Genomic DNA, 20,636 nt, shown 5'->3' with positions numbered 1-20,636 from the left:
CATCAACCTCTTCCTTTTCATCTAAAAACATGAAATGCATCATCTTTCCCGTCCCCCGCTTTGATCAACAGGGACACTTCTTAGAAGAAAACAAGAGCGGCCGTACTTTTCTCAAAAAACGTTCGCGACCACGTTTTGTTCTCTATGCTAGCCGAAAATGACCGACCAAGGCAGCCGTTCTCTCAAGAAGAAACCGTTCTCGCCAAAGAGGAACGAGGGTGAATACTAAGAATAATAGTAACAAGTCTAGTACGCCCATACAAGAAAAATAGGCCTGATACACAAAACAGGCCCTTGTTATGAATAAATTTTCGATATGAACATTTTTCGCAGCTGCTGCACATAAAATGAATAATTCGGATCATCGGGATCCGTCTGTACGATCGCCTTGTTGCAATCTAGACAAAGAAAATGGCCGAAAAGAAAAATGCCTTCCTTTTTTTCCTGTTCACATACAAGGCAAACCGCCTCACGCTGATTTCCGCCTGCCGCCGACGCTCTCACACTCTCCACCTCCCATCCTCTATGTTTCCCCCATTTCTACCGTTCTATACTGCTAGCAGTTGGAAATAGTAGTTGAAAAGATACGTTACCTTGATTTCTCACGTTCCTGTAAAAACAAAAGCAGCTCATTGCTTATTGTGTGCAATGAGCTGCCTTCAATTGCCTAGCAGCGACCTACTCTTGCAGGGGCGCTGGCCCCAACTACCATCGGCGCTGGAGGGCTTAACTTCCGTGTTCGGGATGGGAACGGGTGTTTCCCCTCCGCTATCACCACTAGGCAAGCCATTCCGTTTTTCATCAATCATTATACCAGAAAATCAATTCCTGTCAAGAAGGAACTCATTCCTTCAAAACTAGATAACCGTCGGAAGAAGCCGCGCTTCATACTGTCTAGCTCCGGCCGCCATCGGCTCACGACGCTTCGGTCCTGCTGTGGCGGCATAGCCTCCTCGCAGGCCATCCAGCGCGTTTCGCCAATCGGCGGGGGTCCTCCGCTTTTCTAGGTTAAGCCCTCGATCGATTAGTATCCGTCAGCTCCACGTGTCGCCACGCTTCCACCTCGGACCTATCGACCTCGTCATCTTCGAGGGATCTTACTCGCCTAACGCGATGGGAAATCTCATCTTGAGGGGGGCTTCACGCTTAGATGCTTTCAGCGCTTATCCCGTCCGCACATAGCTACCCAGCGGTGCCCCTGGCGGGACAACTGGTACACCAGCGGTGCGTCCATCCCGGTCCTCTCGTACTAAGGACAGCTCCTCGCAAATTTCCTACGCCCGCGACGGATAGGGACCGAACTGTCTCACGACGTTCTGAACCCAGCTCGCGTACCGCTTTAATGGGCGAACAGCCCAACCCTTGGGACCGACTACAGCCCCAGGATGCGATGAGCCGACATCGAGGTGCCAAACCTCCCCGTCGATGTGGACTCTTGGGGGAGATCAGCCTGTTATCCCCGGGGTAGCTTTTATCCGTTGAGCGATGGCCCTTCCATGCGGAACCACCGGATCACTAAGCCCGACTTTCGTCCCTGCTCGACCTGTCCGTCTCGCAGTCAAGCTCCCTTGTGCCTTTGCACTCTCCGAATGATTTCCAACCATTCTGAGGGAACCTTTGGGCGCCTCCGTTACCTTTTGGGAGGCGACCGCCCCAGTCAAACTGCCCACCTGACACTGTCTCCCACCCCGCTCAGGGGTGCGGGTTAGAATTTCAATACCGCCAGGGTGGTATCCCACCGTCGCCTCCACCGAAGCTGGCGCTCCGGCTTCTTAGGCTCCCACCTATCCTGTACAAGCGATACCAAAATTCCATATCAGGCTGCAGTAAAGCTCCACGGGGTCTTTCCGTCCTGTCGCGGGAAACCTGCATCTTCACAGGTAGTATAATTTCACCGGGTCTCTCGTTGAGACAGCGCCCAAGTCGTTACACCTTTCGTGCGGGTCGGAACTTACCCGACAAGGAATTTCGCTACCTTAGGACCGTTATAGTTACGGCCGCCGTTTACTGGGGCTTCGGTTCGCACCTTCGCTTCCGCTAAGCGCTCCCCTTAACCTTCCAGCACCGGGCAGGTGTCAGCCCCTATACGTCGCCTTTCGGCTTCGCAGAGACCTGTGTTTTTGATAAACAGTCGCTTGGGCCTTTTCACTGCGGCTCTTCCAGGCTCTTCACCCGAAAGAGCACCCCTTCTCCCGAAGTTACGGGGTCATTTTGCCGAGTTCCTTAACGAGAGTTCTCCCGCGCGCCTTAGGATTCTCTCCTCGCCTACCTGTGTCGGTTTGCGGTACGGGCACCTCTTCCCTCGCTAGAGGCTTTTCTTGGCAGTGTGAAATCGGGGACTTCCGGATCACTCCGTCGCCATCACAGCTTGGCCTTGCGGCCAGCGGATTTGCCTACTGGCCAGCCTCACTGCTTGGACAGGCTCTTCCAGCCGCCTGCTCGCCCTATCCTCCTGCGTCCCCCCATCGCTCCAACGGGAAGGAGGTGGTACAGGAATCTCCACCTGTTGCCCATCACCTACGCCTTTCGGCCTCGGCTTAGGTCCCGACTAACCCTGAGCGGACGAACCTTCCTCAGGAACCCTTAGGCTTTCGGCGCAGAGGATTCTCACCTCTGTTTTCGCTACTCATACCGGCATTCTCACTTCTAAGCGCTCCACCAGTCCTTCCGGTCTGGCTTCTCTGCCCTTAGAACGCTCCCCTACCGATGACCAACGGTCATCCCGCAGCTTCGGCGGCACGTTTAGCCCCGGTACATTTTCGGCGCAGAGTCACTCGACCAGTGAGCTATTACGCACTCTTTAAATGGTGGCTGCTTCTAAGCCAACATCCTGGTTGTCTTCGCAACTCCACATCCTTTTCCACTGAACGTGCACTTGGGGGCCTTAGCTGGCGATCTGGGCTGTTTCCCTCTCGACTACGGATCTTATCACTCGCAGTCTGACTCCCGGGCATAAGTCGTTGGCATTCGGAGTTTGACTGGGTTCGGTAACCCGATGAGGGCCCCTAGCCCAATCAGTGCTCTACCTCCAAGACTCTTACACCCGAGGCTAGCCCGAAAGCTATTTCGGGGAGAACCAGCTATCTCCAAGTTCGATTGGCATTTCACCCCTACCCACACCTCATCCCCGCACTTTTCAACGTGCGTGGGTTCGGGCCTCCAGCCGGTGTTACCCGGCCTTCACCCTGGACATGGGTAGATCACCTGGTTTCGGGTCGACGACGACGTACTTCACGCCCTGTTCAGACTCGCTTTCGCTGCGGCTCCGCCTCTTCGACTTAACCTCGCACGCCATCGTCACTCGCCGGTTCATTCTACAAAAGGCACGCCATCACCCATGAACGGGCTCTGACTACTTGTAGGCACACGGTTTCAGGTTCTCTTTCACTCCCCTTCCGGGGTGCTTTTCACCTTTCCCTCACGGTACTGGTTCGCTATCGGTCACTAGGGAGTATTTAGCCTTGGGAGATGGTCCTCCCTGCTTCCGACGGGATTTCCCGTGTCCCGCCGTACTCAGGAGCCGCTCGGGAGGGAACGAAGTTTCGACTACAGGGCTCTCACCTTCTCTGGCCGGCCGTTCCAGACCGGTTCGTCTACCCCGTTCCTTTCTCACTCCCATAGTGAGCGGTCCTACAACCCCAAGAGGACTCGCCTCTTGGTTTGGGCTGTTCCCGTTTCGCTCGCCGCTACTCAGGGAATCGCGTTTGCTTTCTTCTCCTCCGGGTACTAAGATGTTTCAGTTCCCCGGGTGTGCCCTCCATGCCCTATGGATTCAGGCATGGATACTGCCCCATTACGGACAGTGGGTTCCCCCATTCGGACATCTCCGGATCCACGCTTGCTTACAGCTCCCCGGAGCGTTTCGGCGTTTGCCCCGTCCTTCATCGGCTCCTAGTGCCAAGGCATCCACCGTGCGCCCTTTCTAGCTTAACCTACAGCGTCTCGGCTTCTTCCTTATTGTCTAGCTTCGGCGCCTAGCTCTCTTCTGCCAAATAACCTCCCCCTTGGGATGCAAGCATCCCTGCGGGTGAAGAACATTTGGCTTCGAGATCGCTAGGATGGCGATATTTCGCCGTTGCCCGCAGGACGCGGGCGGCCTTTAGGCGAAATTTCGGCGCCTCAGCTTTTCCGGTTATCTAGTTTTCAAGGAACGATGGAAATGGTGGAGCCTATCGGGATCGAACCGATGACCTCCTGCGTGCAAAGCAGGCGCTCTCCCAGCTGAGCTAAGGCCCCTTCATCGAGATGGGCCTAAGTGGACTTGAACCACCGACCTCACGCTTATCAGGCGTGCGCTCTGACCAGCTGAGCTATAGGCCCATAACCAATATCGTTGTGTCGAGGAATCATGCTCCCTCAAAACTAAACAAAACCACAAGCGCCTCTGTGTGAACGATCCATCGTTGTCTTGCTTCCGCTTTTCGTATTGGCTAGCTCCGGCCGCCATCGACTCGCGACGCTTCGGTCCTGCTGCGGCGGCAATAGCCTCCTCGCAGGCCCTCCAGCGCGTTTCGCCGATTGGCGGGCGGCCTTCGCTTTTCCCCTTAGAAAGGAGGTGATCCAGCCGCACCTTCCGGTACGGCTACCTTGTTACGACTTCACCCCAATCACTTGCCCCACCTTCGGCGGCTGGCTCCCGTCAGGGTTACCGCACCGACTTCGGGTGTTGCAAGCTCTCGTGGTGTGACGGGCGGTGTGTACAAGGCCCGGGAACGTATTCACCGCGGCATGCTGATCCGCGATTACTAGCGATTCCGGCTTCATGCAGGCGAGTTGCAGCCTGCAATCCGAACTGAGAGCGGCTTTTTGGGATTCGCTCCCCCTCGCGGGTTCGCTGCCCTTTGTACCGCCCATTGTAGCACGTGTGTAGCCCAGGTCATAAGGGGCATGATGATTTGACGTCATCCCCACCTTCCTCCGACTTGTCGCCGGCAGTCCCTCTAGAGTGCCCAACTGAATGCTGGCAACGAGAGGCGAGGGTTGCGCTCGTTGCGGGACTTAACCCAACATCTCACGACACGAGCTGACGACAACCATGCACCACCTGTCACCCTGTCCCCCCGAAGGGGGAACGCCCAATCTCTTGGGTGGTCAGGGGATGTCAAGACCTGGTAAGGTTCTTCGCGTTGCTTCGAATTAAACCACATGCTCCACCGCTTGTGCGGGCCCCCGTCAATTCCTTTGAGTTTCAGCCTTGCGGCCGTACTCCCCAGGCGGAGTGCTTATCGCGTTAGCTGCAGCACTAAAGGGTGTGACCCCTCTAACACTTAGCACTCATCGTTTACGGCGTGGACTACCAGGGTATCTAATCCTGTTTGCTCCCCACGCTTTCGCGCCTCAGCGTCAGTTACAGGCCAGAGAGCCGCCTTCGCCACTGGTGTTCCTCCACATCTCTACGCATTTCACCGCTACACGTGGAATTCCGCTCCCCTCTCCTGCACTCAAGCTCCCCAGTTTCCAATGACCCTCCACGGTTGAGCCGCGGGCTTTCACATCAGACTTAAGGAGCCGCCTGCGCGCGCTTTACGCCCAATAATTCCGGACAACGCTCGCCCCCTACGTATTACCGCGGCTGCTGGCACGTAGTTAGCCGGGGCTTTCTCGTGAGGTACCGTCACCGCGCCGCCTTGTTCAAACGGCGCTCCTTCGTCCCTCACAACAGAGCTTTACGACCCGAAGGCCTTCTTCGCTCACGCGGCGTCGCTCCGTCAGGCTTTCGCCCATTGCGGAAGATTCCCTACTGCTGCCTCCCGTAGGAGTCTGGGCCGTGTCTCAGTCCCAGTGTGGCCGGTCACCCTCTCAGGCCGGCTACGCATCGTCGCCTTGGTGAGCCGTTACCTCACCAACTAGCTAATGCGCCGCGGGCCCATCCGCAAGTGACAGCCAAAGGCCGCCTTTCAACCAAAGACCATGCGGTCTTCGGTGTTATCCGGTATTAGCTCCGGTTTCCCGGAGTTATCCCGGTCTTGCGGGCAGGTTGCCCACGTGTTACTCACCCGTCCGCCGCTGACCCAACCAGAGCAAGCTCCGATTCGGTCCGCTCGACTTGCATGTATTAGGCACGCCGCCAGCGTTCGTCCTGAGCCAGGATCAAACTCTCCAAAAAAAGTGGATTGGCTTTGTAAGCTTCGGCGCCGACACCAAACGTGTCAAGCGACCTCCACTTTTTGTATTGTCTAGCTTCGGCCGCTATCGGCTCGCGACGCTTCGGTCCTGCTGCGGCGGCGATAGCCTCCTCGCAGGCCCTCCAGCGCGTTTCGCCGATAGGCGAGCGGCCTCCGCTTTTCGTATTGGCGCTTGGGTTTTGTTTAGTTTTCAAGGAGCATGAGCGATATCATCTCGCACACTTTTATTATTATAGACATCCATCAAGTCATTGTCAAGATGTTTTTTGTCGACAGCGACGTTATTTAATATACCTAACAATGATCAAAAAGTCAATGGTTTTTTATAAAAAAATGACGTCCCTAAAAAAGTAAGGAGACGTCTCTTTCTCTCCATCACAAAACGATTCGTGTTCCATCGTTTCTTTATATTGGATTTTGCCCTTTCGCTACAAGAATGGCCTTTCTCCTACAAAATATACTGATCAATGACAATCAACGCTGCTGCTCCGGGAAGACCGAGAAACCCGCAAATGAGTGAAGTGATGAAATTGATCGGTATATGAACGCTGAACTGTCCGCCGATGGCGTTGATGACAAACAATGCAAGCGCGCCGACGAGCAGCCGAACGGCAGCGTAACCGATCAAGCGGAGCGCTTTAAGGCGGGCGCCAACAATCAGCAGCATTGTGATGAATACCAATAACAAAGGAATCACAACATTTGGCTCCAAAGACTCAACCCCCTTTTTTCTACGCTTGTACTACAAACGTATGAACAGCGGGGGAAAAAAGAACAAAAAATATAGCGAAGGGCACATTCTTTTCATCAGAAGGAAGGTTTGAGAAACACTGTTGGAGAGCGGTATTTCTCCTTCAATCACCGGCCTTCCATGGTTTCAGGCGTTTCTAACCCCTCGGCTGCATTTCAGCCCTAGTAGTGGGCGCTCAAAGCCGTCTAACCGGAAGAAACAATCACCAACGATTTCCACACCGACATCACCGGCTTCTCCTATGCTCAGCGACGAACCGCTCCGCGCATAGGATGGAACCGATGGACGTTTGTCACGCGGCGGTGCTTTGCCTCGCGGAGAAGAAACAAATATTTGGCCTCGGCGAGTTGCAGCGCGCTCCACACTTCTGGTGACGGGTCGACGCTTTTTTCGATGAGCTGCTTTTGCTCGAGCCATTCGTCTCTTGCCTTTTGCAGTTCAGCTAGCAGCTTTTCATCAAACTGTCTCTTTAGTTTCCCCTTTCGCCGCCAAAGCAAATCGATCCCCACCTTTTTTTCTCTATAGTTCGCGACGCCCTTCCAACGCCTTTGACAGTGTCACTTCATCCGCATATTCCAAATCACCGCCAACAGGCAAGCCATGAGCGATGCGAGTCACTTTAATCCCCGTTGGCTTCAACAGGCGCGAGATATACATCGCCGTTGCTTCTCCCTCAATGTTTGGGTCGGTTGCCAAAATGACTTCTTGAATCGTTTCGTCCTGCAACCGCGCCAATAGTTCGGCGATTTTAATATCTTCCGGACCAATGCCTTCCATTGGGGAGATTGCGCCGTGCAAGACGTGATATAAGCCGTTGTATTCTTTCATTCTCTCCATGGCGATGACGTCTTTCGGATCCTGTACGACACAAATCGTTGTTCGATCCCGACGCTCATCTTTGCAAATGTAGCAAGGATCGCGATCGGTGATATGTCCACAAACCGTGCAGTAACGAATCTGTCGCTTGACGTCAACGAGCGCTTTGGCAAATTCAAGCACGGTATCCTCTTTCATGGCTAACACATGAAAAGCTAGGCGGGCAGCCGTTTTTGGGCCGATCCCGGGCAGTTTCATAAAGCTATCAATCAGTTTGGATAGCGGTTCTGGATAATGCATCGTATCCCCCTAGAACAATCCTGGAATGTTAAGCCCTTTTGTAAACTGCCCCATCATATCATTGGCCAGTTCATCCGCTTTTTTGAGGGCGTCGTTTGTCGCTGCTAAAACCAAATCTTGCAGCATTTCAATGTCATCCGGATCGACCACTTCTTCTTTAATGTTTACCTGTAAAATTTGTTTATGGCCGTTGGCGATCACGGTTACCATGCCGCCCCCGGCTGTGCCTTCCACTGTTTTTTCCGCCAGTTCTTCCTGCGCCTTTTGCATTTCTTTTTGCATTTTTTGCATTTGCTTTAACATTTTTTGCATATTGCCCATTCCGCCACGCATCATTTTCACATCCTCCTTTGGTCGGTTATTCTTTCATTTCGATCAATTCCTCGCCAAACAGCCGCTTTGCCTCAGCGATCAACGGCTCCTCCTCGCTTTTTTCCGCTTTGGCTTCTTTGTTGCGGATAAACTCTTCCCTTATTTTTCCCCATTCCTCTTCCGGGATAGCGATCATTTCAAAGCGCCGATGAGTCAGTTCAAACAAAATGGCTTCAACGTTTTCTTTGACCGAGCTTGCTGGATCGGTTGCCATTTTGCAATGGATTTCATATTTAAATTTTAACACAAATGCCGAGGCATTTGCCGCAACAGGCTCGCTTTCTTGCAGGAGCGCGGCGTGCGATACTTTGTGCTGCCGCTTTAACGTATCAAGCACATCCGCCCAGCGGCCTTTCACCAGTGCCAAATCTTCGTGCGTCGCTTGCTTCAACAGCTCATAAATGCGGCCGACTGGCGCTTTATATCCCCCTGCTTTCACCGCTTTCACCGGTTTTTTCGTTGAGGCGGGAGCGGATGAAGAAACGGACGATTGTTCCTTTAGACGGCGCAATTCTGCTTCTAGCATGTCCAGTCGCTTCATCAACGGTTCAAGTTCGGAAACAGAGAGCGCCGAAGCGGCGGATGGCGAATGACAAAGCTTCACAAGCGCCACTTCCAGCAAAAGGCGCGGGTGGTTCGTCCATTTCATCTCTTGCTGGCTTTTGTTCAGCAATTCGATAGCCCCGTACACATCGTGGAGCGAAATCGTCTCAGCAAGGGAGACGAACGTTTCATCAACAATGGCAATTTGAATGGCGTCTTCGACATGAGGGGCAGTTTTATAGAAAAGCAAGTCGCGATAGTACAAAATCAAGTCTTCCACCAAACGATTCGGGTCTTTTCCTTGCTCCATCATCGCCTCAAACTGTTGCAACACTGCGGCCGTGTCTTTCCGGTGAATCGCTTCAATCAAACCGGCCAACACTGCAAATGACGCCGCCCCGGTCATCATCAACACATCGTCAAGCTCGATCGTTCCATCGCTAAACGAGATGGCCTGATCGAGCAAACTGAGAGCATCACGCATTCCGCCATCGGCAGCACGAGCGATAGCGGACAGTGCCTCATCGGATGCCTGCACCCCCTGGGCATTGGCTACGTATTTCAGACGCGACACGAGACCCGATAGCGGGATGCGGCGAAAATCAAACCGTTGGCAGCGGGAAATAATCGTCGCCGGAATTTTGTGCGGTTCAGTGGTAGCCAAAATAAAAATGACGTGTTTCGGCGGCTCTTCCAACGTTTTCAGCAAGGCGTTAAACGCGCCGATTGATAGCATGTGCACTTCATCGATAATGTACACTTTGTAGCGGACCGAGGTCGGAGCGAATTTGACCTTTTCGCGAATGTCGCGGATTTCATCGACACGGTTGTTGGAGGCGGCGTCAATTTCCAACACATCCGGAATCGTTCCGTCTGTGATGCCGAGGCAAGCAGGGCATTCGTTGCATGGTTCGGCCGCCGGAGCCCGTTCGCAGTTGACCGCCTTGGCAAAAATTTTCGCCGCGCTCGTTTTTCCCGTCCCGCGCGGACCGGAAAATAAGTAAGCGTGCGATATTTTATGGTGAAGCAGGGCGCTTTGCAACGTCTTGGTCACGTGCTCCTGGCCAACCATGTCAGCGAAGCGCTGCGGCCGGAAAACACGGTATAACGCTTGATATGCCACGGAAAACGGCCCTCCTCTTCCTCTCATCTTATTTATTATATAACTTCTCGTTTCGATTTGAAATAACAAAAAACCCACTCGTTATGAGTGGGTTTTTTCGGCTATGTAAGGCCGTGCACCTTCTGTCGATTAGCTGCCCCGAGCGTTGCTCAAGCAGTTAGCTCAGCCCAGGCACCCCTGCGGCACATGGGAGCATCCGCTTACTGCTGCTTCCTTCCGGACCTGACAGGGTTCACGGAATCCCATTGCGCAGGACCCAGACGTCAACACCACTTGCTTGAGACAGACCTCACAACAGACTAACCTCGAGAAGGAATTCAGCCTCGCTAGAGCGGATTGCGAGTACAGGGCACCGCTACCTCCCCGCTTAGCACGGCACTATCAGTATAGCTCGTTTGCAGAAAAAAAGCAATGTCACCGAACCGATTTTTCATTGGAACTCCCGCCAACATTTCTCTTCTGTTCCCGCAGCCGGCGGAAAAAATCGCTTAACAGCAAACCGCACTCGCTTGCCAACACACCGCTCGTCACGCTAGCTTGATGATTGAACCGGCTCTCTTGCAGCAAGTTCATCAACGTCCCGGCGCAGCCTCCTTTTGGGTCGCTGGCACCAAACACCACCCGCTCAATGCGGGAAAGGACGATCGCTCCCGCACACATGGCGCATGGCTCAAGCGTCACATACAACGTCGCCCGCTCAAGCCGCCATGAACCGATGGACCGACACGCTTCGTCAATCGCTAAAATTTCCGCATGGGCAATGGCGCGCTGCTCCGTTTCCCGCAAATTATGGGCGCGGGCGATGATGCGGCCGTCTTGAACGATGATGGCGCCGATCGGCACTTCGCCGATTTGTTCGGCTTTTTTTGCCTCTTCAATCGCCAACCTCATGTAATACTCATCGTGGTTCATCGTATACCCCTTTGCGCAAACGGTCATTTCTCTTGCCTTTCCATCATAAAATATGGAGAATAAAGACGCAACTAGGAGGGCCAGTATGCAAATCCATGTCATACAGAGCGGACAAACGTTGAGCGGGATTGCCGAGGCATACGGAACGACCGTCGAGGAAATTGTCCGCGCCAACAAGCTCCCAAACCCTGATAAACTCGTTGTCGGCCAGACGCTGGTGATCCCGATCGTTGGCCGTTTTTATTGGGTGCAGCGCGGCGACAGTTTATGGTCGATTGCACGCCGATTCTCGATTCCGATGCAGCGGCTTGCAGAGGTGAACCGCCTCTCGTTAAATGCCCCGCTGCGGGTCGGTCAGCGGCTGTACATCCCTCCCGGCGCCAAGCGGAGAGCGGAATTTAACGCATACATTGAGCCGCGCGGAACGACTGTCAGCCCGGCACTGGAAGCGAGCGCCCGCGAGGCCGCCCCGTATTTGACCTATTTAAGCCCCTTTTATTTTTCTATCCGGCGCGACGCGACACTGCAAGAACCGCCGCTTGACGACGTTCCGGCCATCGCCCGCGCCAACCGCGTCACGCTTGTTATGGTGGTTGCCAACATTGAAAACGGGCAATTCAGCGACGAGCTTGGCGCCCTTATTTTAACGAATGAGACGCTACAAAACCGCTTGCTCGACAACATTGTCGCGACCGCCAGACGTTACGGTTTTCGCGACATTCATTTCGATTTTGAATATTTGCGCCCGGAAGACCGCGAGGCATACAACGCCTTTTTGCGCAAGGCGAAACGGCGGTTTGAACGAGAAGGGTGGCTAATGTCGACCGCGTTAGCGCCGAAAACGAGTGCGACTCAGCGCGGGCGCTGGTATGAGGCGCACGATTACCGTGCCCACGGACAAATCGCCGATTTTGTCGTCATTATGACGTACGAATGGGGGTACAGCGGCGGACCGCCAATGCCCGTTTCGCCAATCGGCCCGGTCCGGCGCGTACTTGAGTATGCTCTTTCGGAAATGCCGGCAGGAAAAATTTTAATGGGACAAAACTTGTATGGCTATGACTGGACGTTGCCGTACGTACCGGGCGGTCCATACGCCCGAGCGATTAGTCCGCAGCAAGCCATCGCCCTCGCTGCGAGGTATAACGTCGCCATTGAATACGACATCGAGGCGCAGGCGCCACACTTTCGCTATCGCGATGAGAACGGCCGCGAACATGAAGTATGGTTTGAAGACGCCCGGTCGATTCAAGCCAAATTCCAGTTAGTCAAAGAACTCGGGCTGCGCGGGGTGAGTTACTGGAAGCTTGGCCTTGATTTCCCGCAAAATTGGTTGTTGATCAATGATCAGTTTATCGTCGGAAAGAGGGGAGGATGACGGATAAAAAAACCCGCCTTCAATCGGCGGGTTTTTTTATGGTCGGAAACGGCGGCTTAGTGGGAAGCCGTTCCGAATAGACAATTCTCCTCTTATGCGCGTCAGTATGGCTCTTCATCGCCGTGGCTGAGAATAGGGGAATTGGCGTCTGCCGTTCCTTTCTTCTCATTGCCAACGTCATTCACTATAACACGACCGCAAGGAAAAGTCAATCAATGGCGAAGAGGAATCACCTCTGTTCCCCGCTTAGCGAATGACATCCCGATTCCCCATGTACGGACGGAGCGCCTCGGGAATGACGACCGATCCGTCTTCCTGCTGATAGTTTTCCAAAATGGCGGCGACAGTGCGCCCGATCGCCAGCCCTGAGCCGTTTAGCGTATGCACATACTCCGGCTTTGCGTTCGGCTCGCGGCGAAAGCGGATATTGGCACGGCGCGCCTGGAACGCCTCGAAGTTGCTGCACGACGAAATTTCCCGGTACGTGCCATAGCTTGGCAGCCACACCTCGATGTCATACGTCTTCGCCGCGGAAAATCCAAGATCCCCTGTACACAAGGCGACGACACGATACGGAAGCCCGAGCCGCTGCAAGATCGTTTCCGCTTGGCGCGTCAATGTTTCGAGCTCGGCATATGAATCCTCCGGCTTGACGAACTTGACGAGCTCGACTTTATTGAATTGGTGCTGGCGGATGAGCCCTCTCGTGTCGCGGCCAGCCGAGCCAGCTTCGGCACGGAAGCACGCGCTGTAAGCCGCATAGTAAAGCGGCAAATCGTCAGCCGCTAAAATTTCATCGCGATGCAAGTTCGTCACCGGCACTTCCGCTGTCGGAATGAGGAAATAATCCTCGCTGTCCAAATGAAACGCATCCTCAGCAAACTTCGGAAGCTGCCCGGTTCCGATCATGCTCGCCCGGTTCACTAAATATGGCGGCCACACCTCTTGGTAACCAAACTCATCGAGATGAATGTCGAGCATAAAGTTGATTAAGGCCCGCTCAAGACGAGCCCCTAGCCCTTTATAAAACACAAACCGGCTTCCTGCCACTTTGGCAGCCCGCTCGAAGTCGAGCAAACCAAGTTGATCGGCGATTTCCCAATGCGGCTTCGGTGCAAACGGAAACGAGCGCGGTTCTCCCCATCGTCTCACTTCGACGTTATCTTCTTCCGATTGGCCGACCGGCACAGACTCATGCGGCACGTTTGGCATCGACAAAAGAAGGCCGTCAAGCTCTTCTTCAAGTTGGCGAATTTGCTCGTCCAATTGTTTAATGTGGTCGCCGACTTGACGCATTTCGGCGATCAACGGTTCAGCGTCCTTTTTTTCGCGCTTTAAGGCGGCGATTTGTTGCGACACATTGTTGCGCTTGCTTTTCAACTCTTCGACTTCCGCGATCAAACGGCGGCGCTCCTTGTCGAGCTGCTCAAACCGGTCGATGTGGGCCAAGTCCCCGCCCCGCTGCATCAGCTTTTCTTTTACCTCTGGAAATTGAGTGCGCAGTAATTTTACATCCAGCATTTGTTTTACCTCCTTACCCACCATTTATTATACATAAAAACGCTCCCGTCCCAAAAAAAGGGACGGGAGCGTTCCCGCGGTGCCACCCTTATTGAAGGCTAATCATGCCTTCCGCTCATGCCGATAACGGCGGCTGCCGAAAACGCCTACTGACCGCTTAGGTGTTCAGCATTTTGCTCGAGGATGGATTCACAGGCGCCTCCTGCCGGTTCGCACCACCCACCGGCTCTCTGAAAGGAGGGATGCCTGCTACTAGTTCCTCTCATCGCGTTCGCATTTATTATACGCTTGATACCGTTTTTGCTTCCTTGACCATATTTAAGAAGTATTGCATGAACCGATGGTCATCGGTCAGTTCGGGGTGGAACGAGCAGCCAAGAAATTGGCCTTGCCGGGCCGCGACAATGCGGTCGTTGTATGTCGCGAGGACATCGACCCCGTCTCCGACCTCGACGATGTGCGGCGCACGGATGAAGACGCCGACGAACCCGTCGCCGACCCCTTGAATCGACAGCTCCGCTTCAAAGCTTTCCCGCTGCCGTCCGAACGAGTTCCGCTCGACCGTAATGTCCATCAACCCTAAGTGCGGCTCGTCGTAACCGACGATTCGTTTCGCCAGCAAAATGAGTCCAGCGCACGTGCCGAACATCGGCTTGCCGGCGGCGGCAAATTGCTTCAGCGGCTCCATGAGTCCGTACCGGTCAATGAGGCGCCGCATCGTCGTGCTTTCGCCACCCGGCAACACGAGCCCATCGAGTCCAGCGAGCTGCTCCGGTTTTTTCACGATGACCGCCTCGGCGCCGCACGCCTCAATGGCGCGCATATGTTCTTGCACGGCCCCTTGCAGTCCAAGCACTCCAATTTTCATCGTTCCTTAGCTCCTTTGTCCGGCTTACCAACCGCGTTCTTGCATGCGGTGCTCCGGCAACAATGTCGCGACATCGATGCCGCGCATCGCGCCGCCCAACCCTTTGGACAAGTGGGCGATCAGCTCGTAGTCCTCGTAATGAGTCGTCGCTTCAACGATCGCCCGCGCATATTTTTCCGGGTTTTCCGATTTGAAAATGCCTGACCCGACAAAGACGCCGTCTGCGCCTAAGTGCATCATGAGAGCAGCGTCAGCCGGTGTCGCGACACCGCCGGCGGCGAAATTGACGACCGGGAGGCGGCCAAGCCGTTTGATCTCGCGCAACACTTCCACCGGAGCCCCAAGCTGCTTCGCCTCAGCGACAAGCTCGTCCTCGCTCATGCTGACGACTTTGCGGATTTGCGCGTTGACTTTGCGCATATGGCGCACCGCTTCAACGATGTTGCCTGTCCCCGGCTCCCCTTTCGTCCGCAGCATCGACGCCCCCTCCGCGATGCGGCGGGCGGCCTCACCTAAGTCGCGGCACCCGCATACAAACGGAACCGTAAACTGCCGCTTGTCAATATGAAATTCTTCATCAGCTGGCGTCAACACTTCGCTTTCGTCGATGTAGTCAACGCCGAGCGCCTCAAGGACGCGCGCTTCCACATAATGACCGATGCGCACTTTCGCCATCACCGGGATGGAAACGGCGTTCATCACTTCTTCGACCACCGTCGGGTCCGCCATGCGCGCGACACCGCCGGCAGCGCGAATGTCCGCCGGGACGCGCTCGAGCGCCATGACCGCGACAGCCCCTGCCGCCTCAGCAATTTTCGCTTGTTCTGCATTGACAACGTCCATGATGACGCCGCCTTTTTGCATTTCCGCCATGCCGCGTTTGACGCGGTCTGTGCCTGTCAATGCCAACGTTGATTCCCCCTATTCCTATCCTTATGCTTAGTCATATACGCAAAAGGATGATTCCACTGTTTTATTTTACCTCAATTTTTACAAAAATCACAATGGAAAAAAGCTCCCCAAGCAGGGGAGTCGCTTCACAGCCAGCTTTTCACCGTTTTCGCAGCGCTCGTCCATAAGTCGACGAACAGGCCGCCGATCGCACGCATGGAGAGCACAAACCAGTTTGCTTTTTCCACCTCGACGGTCGTCACAAGCGGAACACGGATGTTTTTCTCCATGTCCGGGCTTAAAAAGGCAAGGGAGTCATCTCCTTTATAGTCGAGCGTCATATACCCGACAGTTTCTCCTTTTTTCAGCGGAGCGAGCAGTTTCCCTTCCTTTGTCATTTTTTTCTTATCGAATACATAGACGGGCTTGTACTGTTTTTCCTCACCGTTTTTGACGAGCAGTGTCAGCTTTTTCGCCGTAGCGACGCGCACTTCTTTTTCTTTCCCTTTGACTACCGGAACTGTGCTTTTTCCTTTCAGTTCATACCCTTTCGGATAAAGTGTTTGAAGCGAATATTGATGGAATCCGTAATCAAACAGTTTGGCCGTCTCTTGAAAGCGCGCCTCTTTTGTCGTTTTTCCACTCGCGTCTTTCGCGTTCATAACAACAGAAATGAGGCGCACCCCGTTCCGCTTTGCCGTTCCGGTAAAGCAGTTGCCGGCAAATTCTGTATAGCCAGTTTTCAGCCCGTCAACCCCTTCGTATCCGTATACAAGGCCGGGAAGCATCCAATTCCAGTTGTCCATTCGAATTTCATCTTCTGTTCCTTCCCGGAATATTTTTCGGGGAATACTCGCTGTTTCCAGCACTTCGGGATGGTCTTTCAACAGCCGGTAGGCAAGCATCGCCATGGCCCGTGCGGACATAACATTTTCCTCATCCGTATTCGTTCCCTCTGGATGGAAGCCCTTTAAGTCTTGATTGCTGAGTCCGGTCGCATTGACGAACTTATAATCTTTGAGCCCAAGCTGCTTCGCTTTTTTGTTCATCATCGTTACAAAATTTTTTTCCGATCCAGCTATGACCTCAGCAATGGCAACCGTTGCGGCATTAGCTGAATAAATCGCCATCGCTTCATACAGTTCCCGCACCGTATATTTGCCGTCCTTGCGCAGCGGGACGTTCGACAAGGCACGGTCCTGGGAAAGCCGATATACATACTCGCTCGGCGTATACGTTTGGTCCCATTTGACACGCTTCGCCTTAATCGCATCAAGAAGCAAATATTCGGTCATCATTTTTGTCATACTGGCAATGCCGAGCACTGTATCAATATTTTTTTTATACAAAATTCTTCCTGTTTGCGCGTCCACTAAAATGGCCGCATCGGCTCGAATGTCAAGCGGCGCGCTTTCCGCTTGCACCGTTCGTTGGAACGGCCAAACGGTCAAACAAAGACAAATCGATAGCAGCCAAAAAAACCAAGTTTGTTTTTTCGTTTTCACGTCGCACCCTCCTTACACAACCGTTATTGTAACATATGGACAGCCAAAAAAATAGACGGAGGACGAATCTCCGTCAAACTTAGGACGATTGGCGCAACTGCGCTTAAAACGCGGAGTAGTTTGGCGCCTCTTTCGTAATTTGTACATCGTGCGGATGACTTTCGCGCAACCCTGCGCCCGTCATGCGGATAAATTGCGTTTTCTCCCGCAACTCATCCAAGTTTCTCGTCCCGCAATAGCCCATACCGGCGCGCAGTCCGCCGACGAGCTGGTAAATCGTATCGGCGAGCGGTCCTTTGTATGGCACGCGCCCCTCAATGCCTTCGGGAACGAACTTTTTCGCATCTTCTTGAAAGTAGCGATCTTTGCTGCCGCGCTCCATCGCCGCGACCGATCCCATGCCCCGATATACTTTAAAGCGGCGGCCTTGATAAATTTCTGTCTCTCCCGGGCTTTCCGAAACGCCGGCGAGCAAGCTTCCAAGCATGACGGCATGCGCTCCAGCTGCGATCGCCTTCACGATGTCACCGGAGTATTTAATCCCGCCATCAGCGATAATGGGAACGCCGTGTTTGCGCGCCTCTGTCGCACAGTCGTAGATCGCCGTAATTTGTGGAACACCGACCCCGGCGACAACCCGCGTCGTACAAATGGATCCCGGTCCAATTCCAACCTTGACAATGTTCGCCCCCGCCTCAATTAAATCGCGCGTCGCCTCAGCTGTCGCGACATTGCCAGCGATAATGTTCAAGTCTGGGTATTGACGACGAATGTTCGCTACCGTCTCAAGAACACCTTTGGAGTGACCGTGCGCTGTGTCGACAACAATGACGTCGACTCCCGCCTCAACAAGCTTTTTGACGCGGATCATTGTGTCGGCTGTCACCCCTACGGCTGCACCGACAACAAGCCGTCCTTTAGCGTCCTTTGCCGAGTTAGGAAACTCGATCACCTTTTCAATATCCTTAATGGTGATGAGCCCCTTCAACACTCCGTTTTCATCGACCAAAGGCAGTTTTTCAACCTTATGTTTTTGCAAAATTTTCTCCGCTTCCTCCAACGTTGTTCCAACCGGAGCAGTGATTAAATGGTCCTTCGTCATTACCTCGGAAATTTTTATCGAGTAATCTTGAATGAAACGCAAATCGCGGTTCGTAATGATGCCAACAAGCTTTTGTTCTTCAGCATTGTTGACGATCGGCACACCTGAAATCCGGTATTTGCTCATTAAATGTTCCGCGTCATACACCTGATGGTCAGGTGTCAAGAAAAAGGGATCGGTAATAACCCCCCGCTCTGAGCGTTTCACTTTGTCAACTTGTTCGGCTTGCTGCTCAATGGACATATTTTTATGAATAATGCCAAGTCCTCCTTGCCGAGCCATGGCAATGGCCATCTCGGCTTCCGTCACAGTGTCCATGCCGGCACTAATAATGGGGATGTTCAGCTGCAGGGTATCGCTCAATTTTGTCGTCACATCAACGTCGCGCGGTAATACGTCTGATTTGGCTGGGATGAGAAGAACATCGTCAAACGTCAAACCTTCCTTTGCAAATTTCGTTTCCCACATGTTTTCTCCCCCTTGTCCGGAAATATTATTAGTAGCTTAACAACTGGTTAAACTACTGTCAAGGAATCAGGGAAATGTTCAACTTTTCAGTTATTTGTTCATCATCTAGTAACAGGGGGGATAAAATGTTCGGAAATAACAACAAACAACCCCGCCTTTCCGTTTTCCAATCCGCTGACACCGCTCGCCAATTTTTGCAGCAATGCTACAAACAATTGCATCGCGAAGATGCTGTTCAGCGCAGCTATACGAACTGCTACCCGTTTTTATATTATTTGGAGCACGGGCAGAACTTTTATGCTACGGCTCAACAGGCACCGCTGTCAATCAAGCCGGTGTTGTTGTTTTATGGTATGGTGCAGCTTTTAAAAGCATGTCTGCTTACCGTTGATCCCGATTATCCTGAGTCGACGTCAGTCCTCGCCCACGGTGTATCAGCAAGGAAACGGAAAAAGCAAGGTTATGAATTTCTTGATGATGAGGTAAAAGTACAAAAAAACGGTTTATTCACTCATTTTTCTGAAAAAATGTTTCATGTGAAACAGGAAGCCGGGGAGAAGTTTCGGATGGGGGCGTTGCTGCAACGGATCGGCGAATTGCATGACACCTTTTTCCTCTTAAGTGGACGAAAAAAGCAGTTGTCTTTGCCGGTTGTACATACTGTCTCCCCTCCAATGGTAGCCATCCCAAAAGCCATTTTAGACTATTATCACATGCCATTGACTCGCTTCCTTCAATACCTACGGGAAGAGGGGCAAGGAAAGGCGATCACATTTGTCAATGAAGAAGGAGAATGGCTACGTTTTCAACTGACAGCGCCGCTTTCCCCGGTCGGGGAGGGACCATTTTTCTTTCAGCTTGATGGCACCTATCGAATCGCGGTCAAGAAAGAAAAAATTTTTTTGTTACCGGAAATACATGCTCACTATTTATTGTTGTACAATTTGAGCATGATTTCTCGGTATGAAACCGAGTGGTGGTGCGAGCTTCTTCACTCCTATCCAAGCAAAGCGTATATTTTTATTGTCGAATTTCTCACCGTGTCAGCGAAAAAAGTTCCATGGCTCGTGAATGAATACTTGATGCAAAAATGGAACAGCTGCTCAGCCGATGCGTAAATGCCGTTATGATCCAACCCGCAGTAACGGCTGCCACTCTGCGTTGGCTGAGAACAAACTATTTCTTTACAGTACGAAACATAACGGTCAAACCAAACAAAAAATCCCTTGTCGATGTTCATGTCGACAAGGGATTTTTTTCCTAGCAGCGACCTACTCTTGCAGGGGCGCTGGCCCCAACTACCATCGGCGCTGGAGGGCTTAACTTCCGTGTTCGGGATGGGAACGGGTGTTTCCCCTCCGCTATCACCACTAGGCAAGCGATTCCGTTTTTCATGAATCATTATACCAGAAAATCAATTCCTGTCAAGAAGGAACTCATTCCTTCAAAACTAGATAACCGTCGGAAGAAGCCGCGCTTCGTACTGTCTAGCTCCGGCCGCCATCGGCTCGCGACGCTTCGATCCTGCTATGGCGGTATAGCCTCCTCGCAGGCCCTCCAGCGCGTTTCGCCGATCGGCGGGGGTCCTCCGCTTTTCTAGGTTAAGCCCTCGATCGATTAGTATCCGTCAGCTCCACGTGTCGCCACGCTTCCACCTCGGACCTATCGACCTCGTCATCTTCGAGGGATCTTACTCGCCTAACGCGATGGGAAATCTCATCTTGAGGGGGGCTTCACGCTTAGATGCTTTCAGCGCTTATCCCGTCCGCACATAGCTACCCAGCGGTGCCCCTGGCGGGACAACTGGTACACCAGCGGTGCGTCCATCCCGGTCCTCTCGTACTAAGGACAGCTCCTCGCAAATTTCCTACGCCCGCGACGGATAGGGACCGAACTGTCTCACGACGTTCTGAACCCAGCTCGCGTACCGCTTTAATGGGCGAACAGCCCAACCCTTGGGA

General features: G+C 53.2%; 14 protein-coding genes, 2 tRNA genes, 5 rRNA genes, 1 other RNA gene and 1 other annotated feature (1 of these 23 running past the window's edge). Of the genes, 2 read left to right on the top strand and 20 right to left on the bottom strand.

The genetic code is table 11. The features are described from left to right. Positions 1-297: 297 nt before the first annotated feature. From ACTVIM_RS00160 to tadA, 13 genes are all read right to left on the bottom strand, one after another. The gene (locus tag ACTVIM_RS00160) at positions 298-504 is read right to left on the bottom strand and encodes a sigma factor G inhibitor Gin (protein WP_033017933.1); all 207 of its coding nucleotides are present in this window, start codon (positions 502-504) and stop codon (positions 298-300) included. 161 nt (positions 505-665) lie between these two features. Further along, a 5S ribosomal RNA gene (gene rrf, locus ACTVIM_RS00155) occupies positions 666-782 on the bottom strand. Positions 783-1,004: 222 nt separating this feature from the next. After that, positions 1,005-3,933, bottom strand: a 23S ribosomal RNA gene (locus ACTVIM_RS00150). Between the two features lie 227 nt (positions 3,934-4,160). Beyond that, a tRNA-Ala gene (locus ACTVIM_RS00145) sits at positions 4,161-4,236 on the bottom strand. A 10-nt stretch (positions 4,237-4,246) separates the two neighbouring features. Further along, positions 4,247-4,320: transfer RNA gene (locus ACTVIM_RS00140), tRNA-Ile, on the bottom strand. Positions 4,321-4,548: 228 nt separating this feature from the next. Continuing rightward, positions 4,549-6,106 (bottom strand): 16S ribosomal RNA (locus ACTVIM_RS00135). The 16S, 23S and 5S rRNA genes sit together here with 2 tRNA genes alongside, the layout of an rRNA operon. A 467-nt stretch (positions 6,107-6,573) precedes the next feature. Next, the gene (locus ACTVIM_RS00130) at positions 6,574-6,837 is read right to left on the bottom strand and encodes a pro-sigmaK processing inhibitor BofA family protein (RefSeq protein WP_033018332.1); all 264 of its coding nucleotides are present in this window, start codon (positions 6,835-6,837) and stop codon (positions 6,574-6,576) included. 284 nt (positions 6,838-7,121) lie between these two features. Continuing rightward, positions 7,122-7,373: a YaaL family protein gene (locus ACTVIM_RS00125; protein ID WP_033018348.1), complete on the bottom strand. Its 252-nt coding sequence runs from the start codon at positions 7,371-7,373 to the stop codon at positions 7,122-7,124. Positions 7,374-7,395: 22 nt separating this feature from the next. Beyond that, positions 7,396-7,992, bottom strand: coding sequence for a recombination mediator RecR (gene recR, locus ACTVIM_RS00120; protein ID WP_033018333.1), 597 nt, complete (start codon positions 7,990-7,992; stop codon positions 7,396-7,398). Between the two features lie 9 nt (positions 7,993-8,001). Beyond that, complete coding sequence (locus ACTVIM_RS00115) at positions 8,002-8,328, bottom strand: YbaB/EbfC family nucleoid-associated protein (protein ID WP_033018335.1); 327 nt, start codon at positions 8,326-8,328, stop codon at positions 8,002-8,004. Positions 8,329-8,350: 22 nt separating this feature from the next. Further along, on the bottom strand, positions 8,351-10,030 hold the full coding sequence (dnaX, locus tag ACTVIM_RS00110) for a DNA polymerase III subunit gamma/tau (RefSeq protein WP_033842752.1): 1,680 nt from the start codon (positions 10,028-10,030) through the stop codon (positions 8,351-8,353). 111 nt (positions 10,031-10,141) lie between these two features. Next, positions 10,142-10,406: signal recognition particle sRNA large type (gene ffs, locus ACTVIM_RS00105), an RNA gene on the bottom strand. 38 nt (positions 10,407-10,444) lie between these two features. Further along, on the bottom strand, positions 10,445-10,942 hold the full coding sequence (gene tadA / locus ACTVIM_RS00100; RefSeq protein ID WP_445613316.1) for a tRNA adenosine(34) deaminase TadA: 498 nt from the start codon (positions 10,940-10,942) through the stop codon (positions 10,445-10,447). 85 nt (positions 10,943-11,027) lie between these two features. Here tadA and ACTVIM_RS00095 point away from each other — a divergent pair, with 85 nt between their 5' ends. After that, positions 11,028-12,320, top strand: coding sequence for a LysM peptidoglycan-binding domain-containing protein (locus ACTVIM_RS00095; RefSeq protein ID WP_445613315.1), 1,293 nt, complete (start codon positions 11,028-11,030; stop codon positions 12,318-12,320). Between the two features lie 246 nt (positions 12,321-12,566). On the opposite strand, the gene serS is transcribed toward ACTVIM_RS00095, so the two are convergent. The 5 genes from serS to guaB form a co-directional block, all read right to left on the bottom strand. Further along, entirely contained in the window at positions 12,567-13,841 is a 1,275-nt protein-coding gene (gene serS, locus ACTVIM_RS00090; RefSeq protein WP_445613314.1) for a serine--tRNA ligase, read from the bottom strand. A gap of 55 nt (positions 13,842-13,896) precedes the next feature. Further along, positions 13,897-14,116 (bottom strand) — a binding site (T-box leader). 5 nt (positions 14,117-14,121) lie between these two features. Beyond that, positions 14,122-14,709 carry a pyridoxal 5'-phosphate synthase glutaminase subunit PdxT gene (gene pdxT / locus ACTVIM_RS00085; RefSeq protein ID WP_445613313.1) on the bottom strand — a complete coding sequence of 196 codons (588 nt, stop codon included), beginning with the start codon at positions 14,707-14,709 and terminating at the stop codon, positions 14,122-14,124. A 24-nt stretch (positions 14,710-14,733) separates the two neighbouring features. Next, entirely contained in the window at positions 14,734-15,618 is an 885-nt protein-coding gene (pdxS, locus tag ACTVIM_RS00080; protein ID WP_033018342.1) for a pyridoxal 5'-phosphate synthase lyase subunit PdxS, read from the bottom strand. Positions 15,619-15,746: 128 nt separating this feature from the next. Continuing rightward, positions 15,747-17,105: a D-alanyl-D-alanine carboxypeptidase family protein gene (locus ACTVIM_RS00075; protein ID WP_445613312.1), complete on the bottom strand. Its 1,359-nt coding sequence runs from the start codon at positions 17,103-17,105 to the stop codon at positions 15,747-15,749. A gap of 103 nt (positions 17,106-17,208) precedes the next feature. Continuing rightward, positions 17,209-18,675 (bottom strand): inosine 5'-monophosphate dehydrogenase, encoded by a 1,467-nt coding sequence (gene guaB, locus ACTVIM_RS00070; protein ID WP_445613311.1) that lies wholly within the window; start codon positions 18,673-18,675, stop codon positions 17,209-17,211. A 125-nt stretch (positions 18,676-18,800) separates the two neighbouring features. On the opposite strand from guaB, the gene ACTVIM_RS00065 reads away from it, so the two are divergent. Next, the gene (locus tag ACTVIM_RS00065) at positions 18,801-19,793 is read left to right on the top strand and encodes a YaaC family protein (RefSeq protein ID WP_033018347.1); all 993 of its coding nucleotides are present in this window, start codon (positions 18,801-18,803) and stop codon (positions 19,791-19,793) included. 140 nt (positions 19,794-19,933) lie between these two features. Here ACTVIM_RS00065 and rrf (ACTVIM_RS00060) read toward each other — a convergent pair. Both rrf (ACTVIM_RS00060) and ACTVIM_RS00055 read right to left on the bottom strand, forming a co-directional pair. Continuing rightward, a 5S ribosomal RNA gene (rrf, locus tag ACTVIM_RS00060) occupies positions 19,934-20,050 on the bottom strand. 222 nt (positions 20,051-20,272) lie between these two features. Further along, positions 20,273-20,636 (bottom strand): 23S ribosomal RNA (locus ACTVIM_RS00055); it runs 2,566 nt beyond the window's last position.

The sequence above is a fragment of the Geobacillus sp. YF-1 genome, assembly GCF_052692335.1.
Note: the sequence above shows the minus strand (reverse complement) of the source record. Positions and strands in the feature narration are given on the sequence as shown.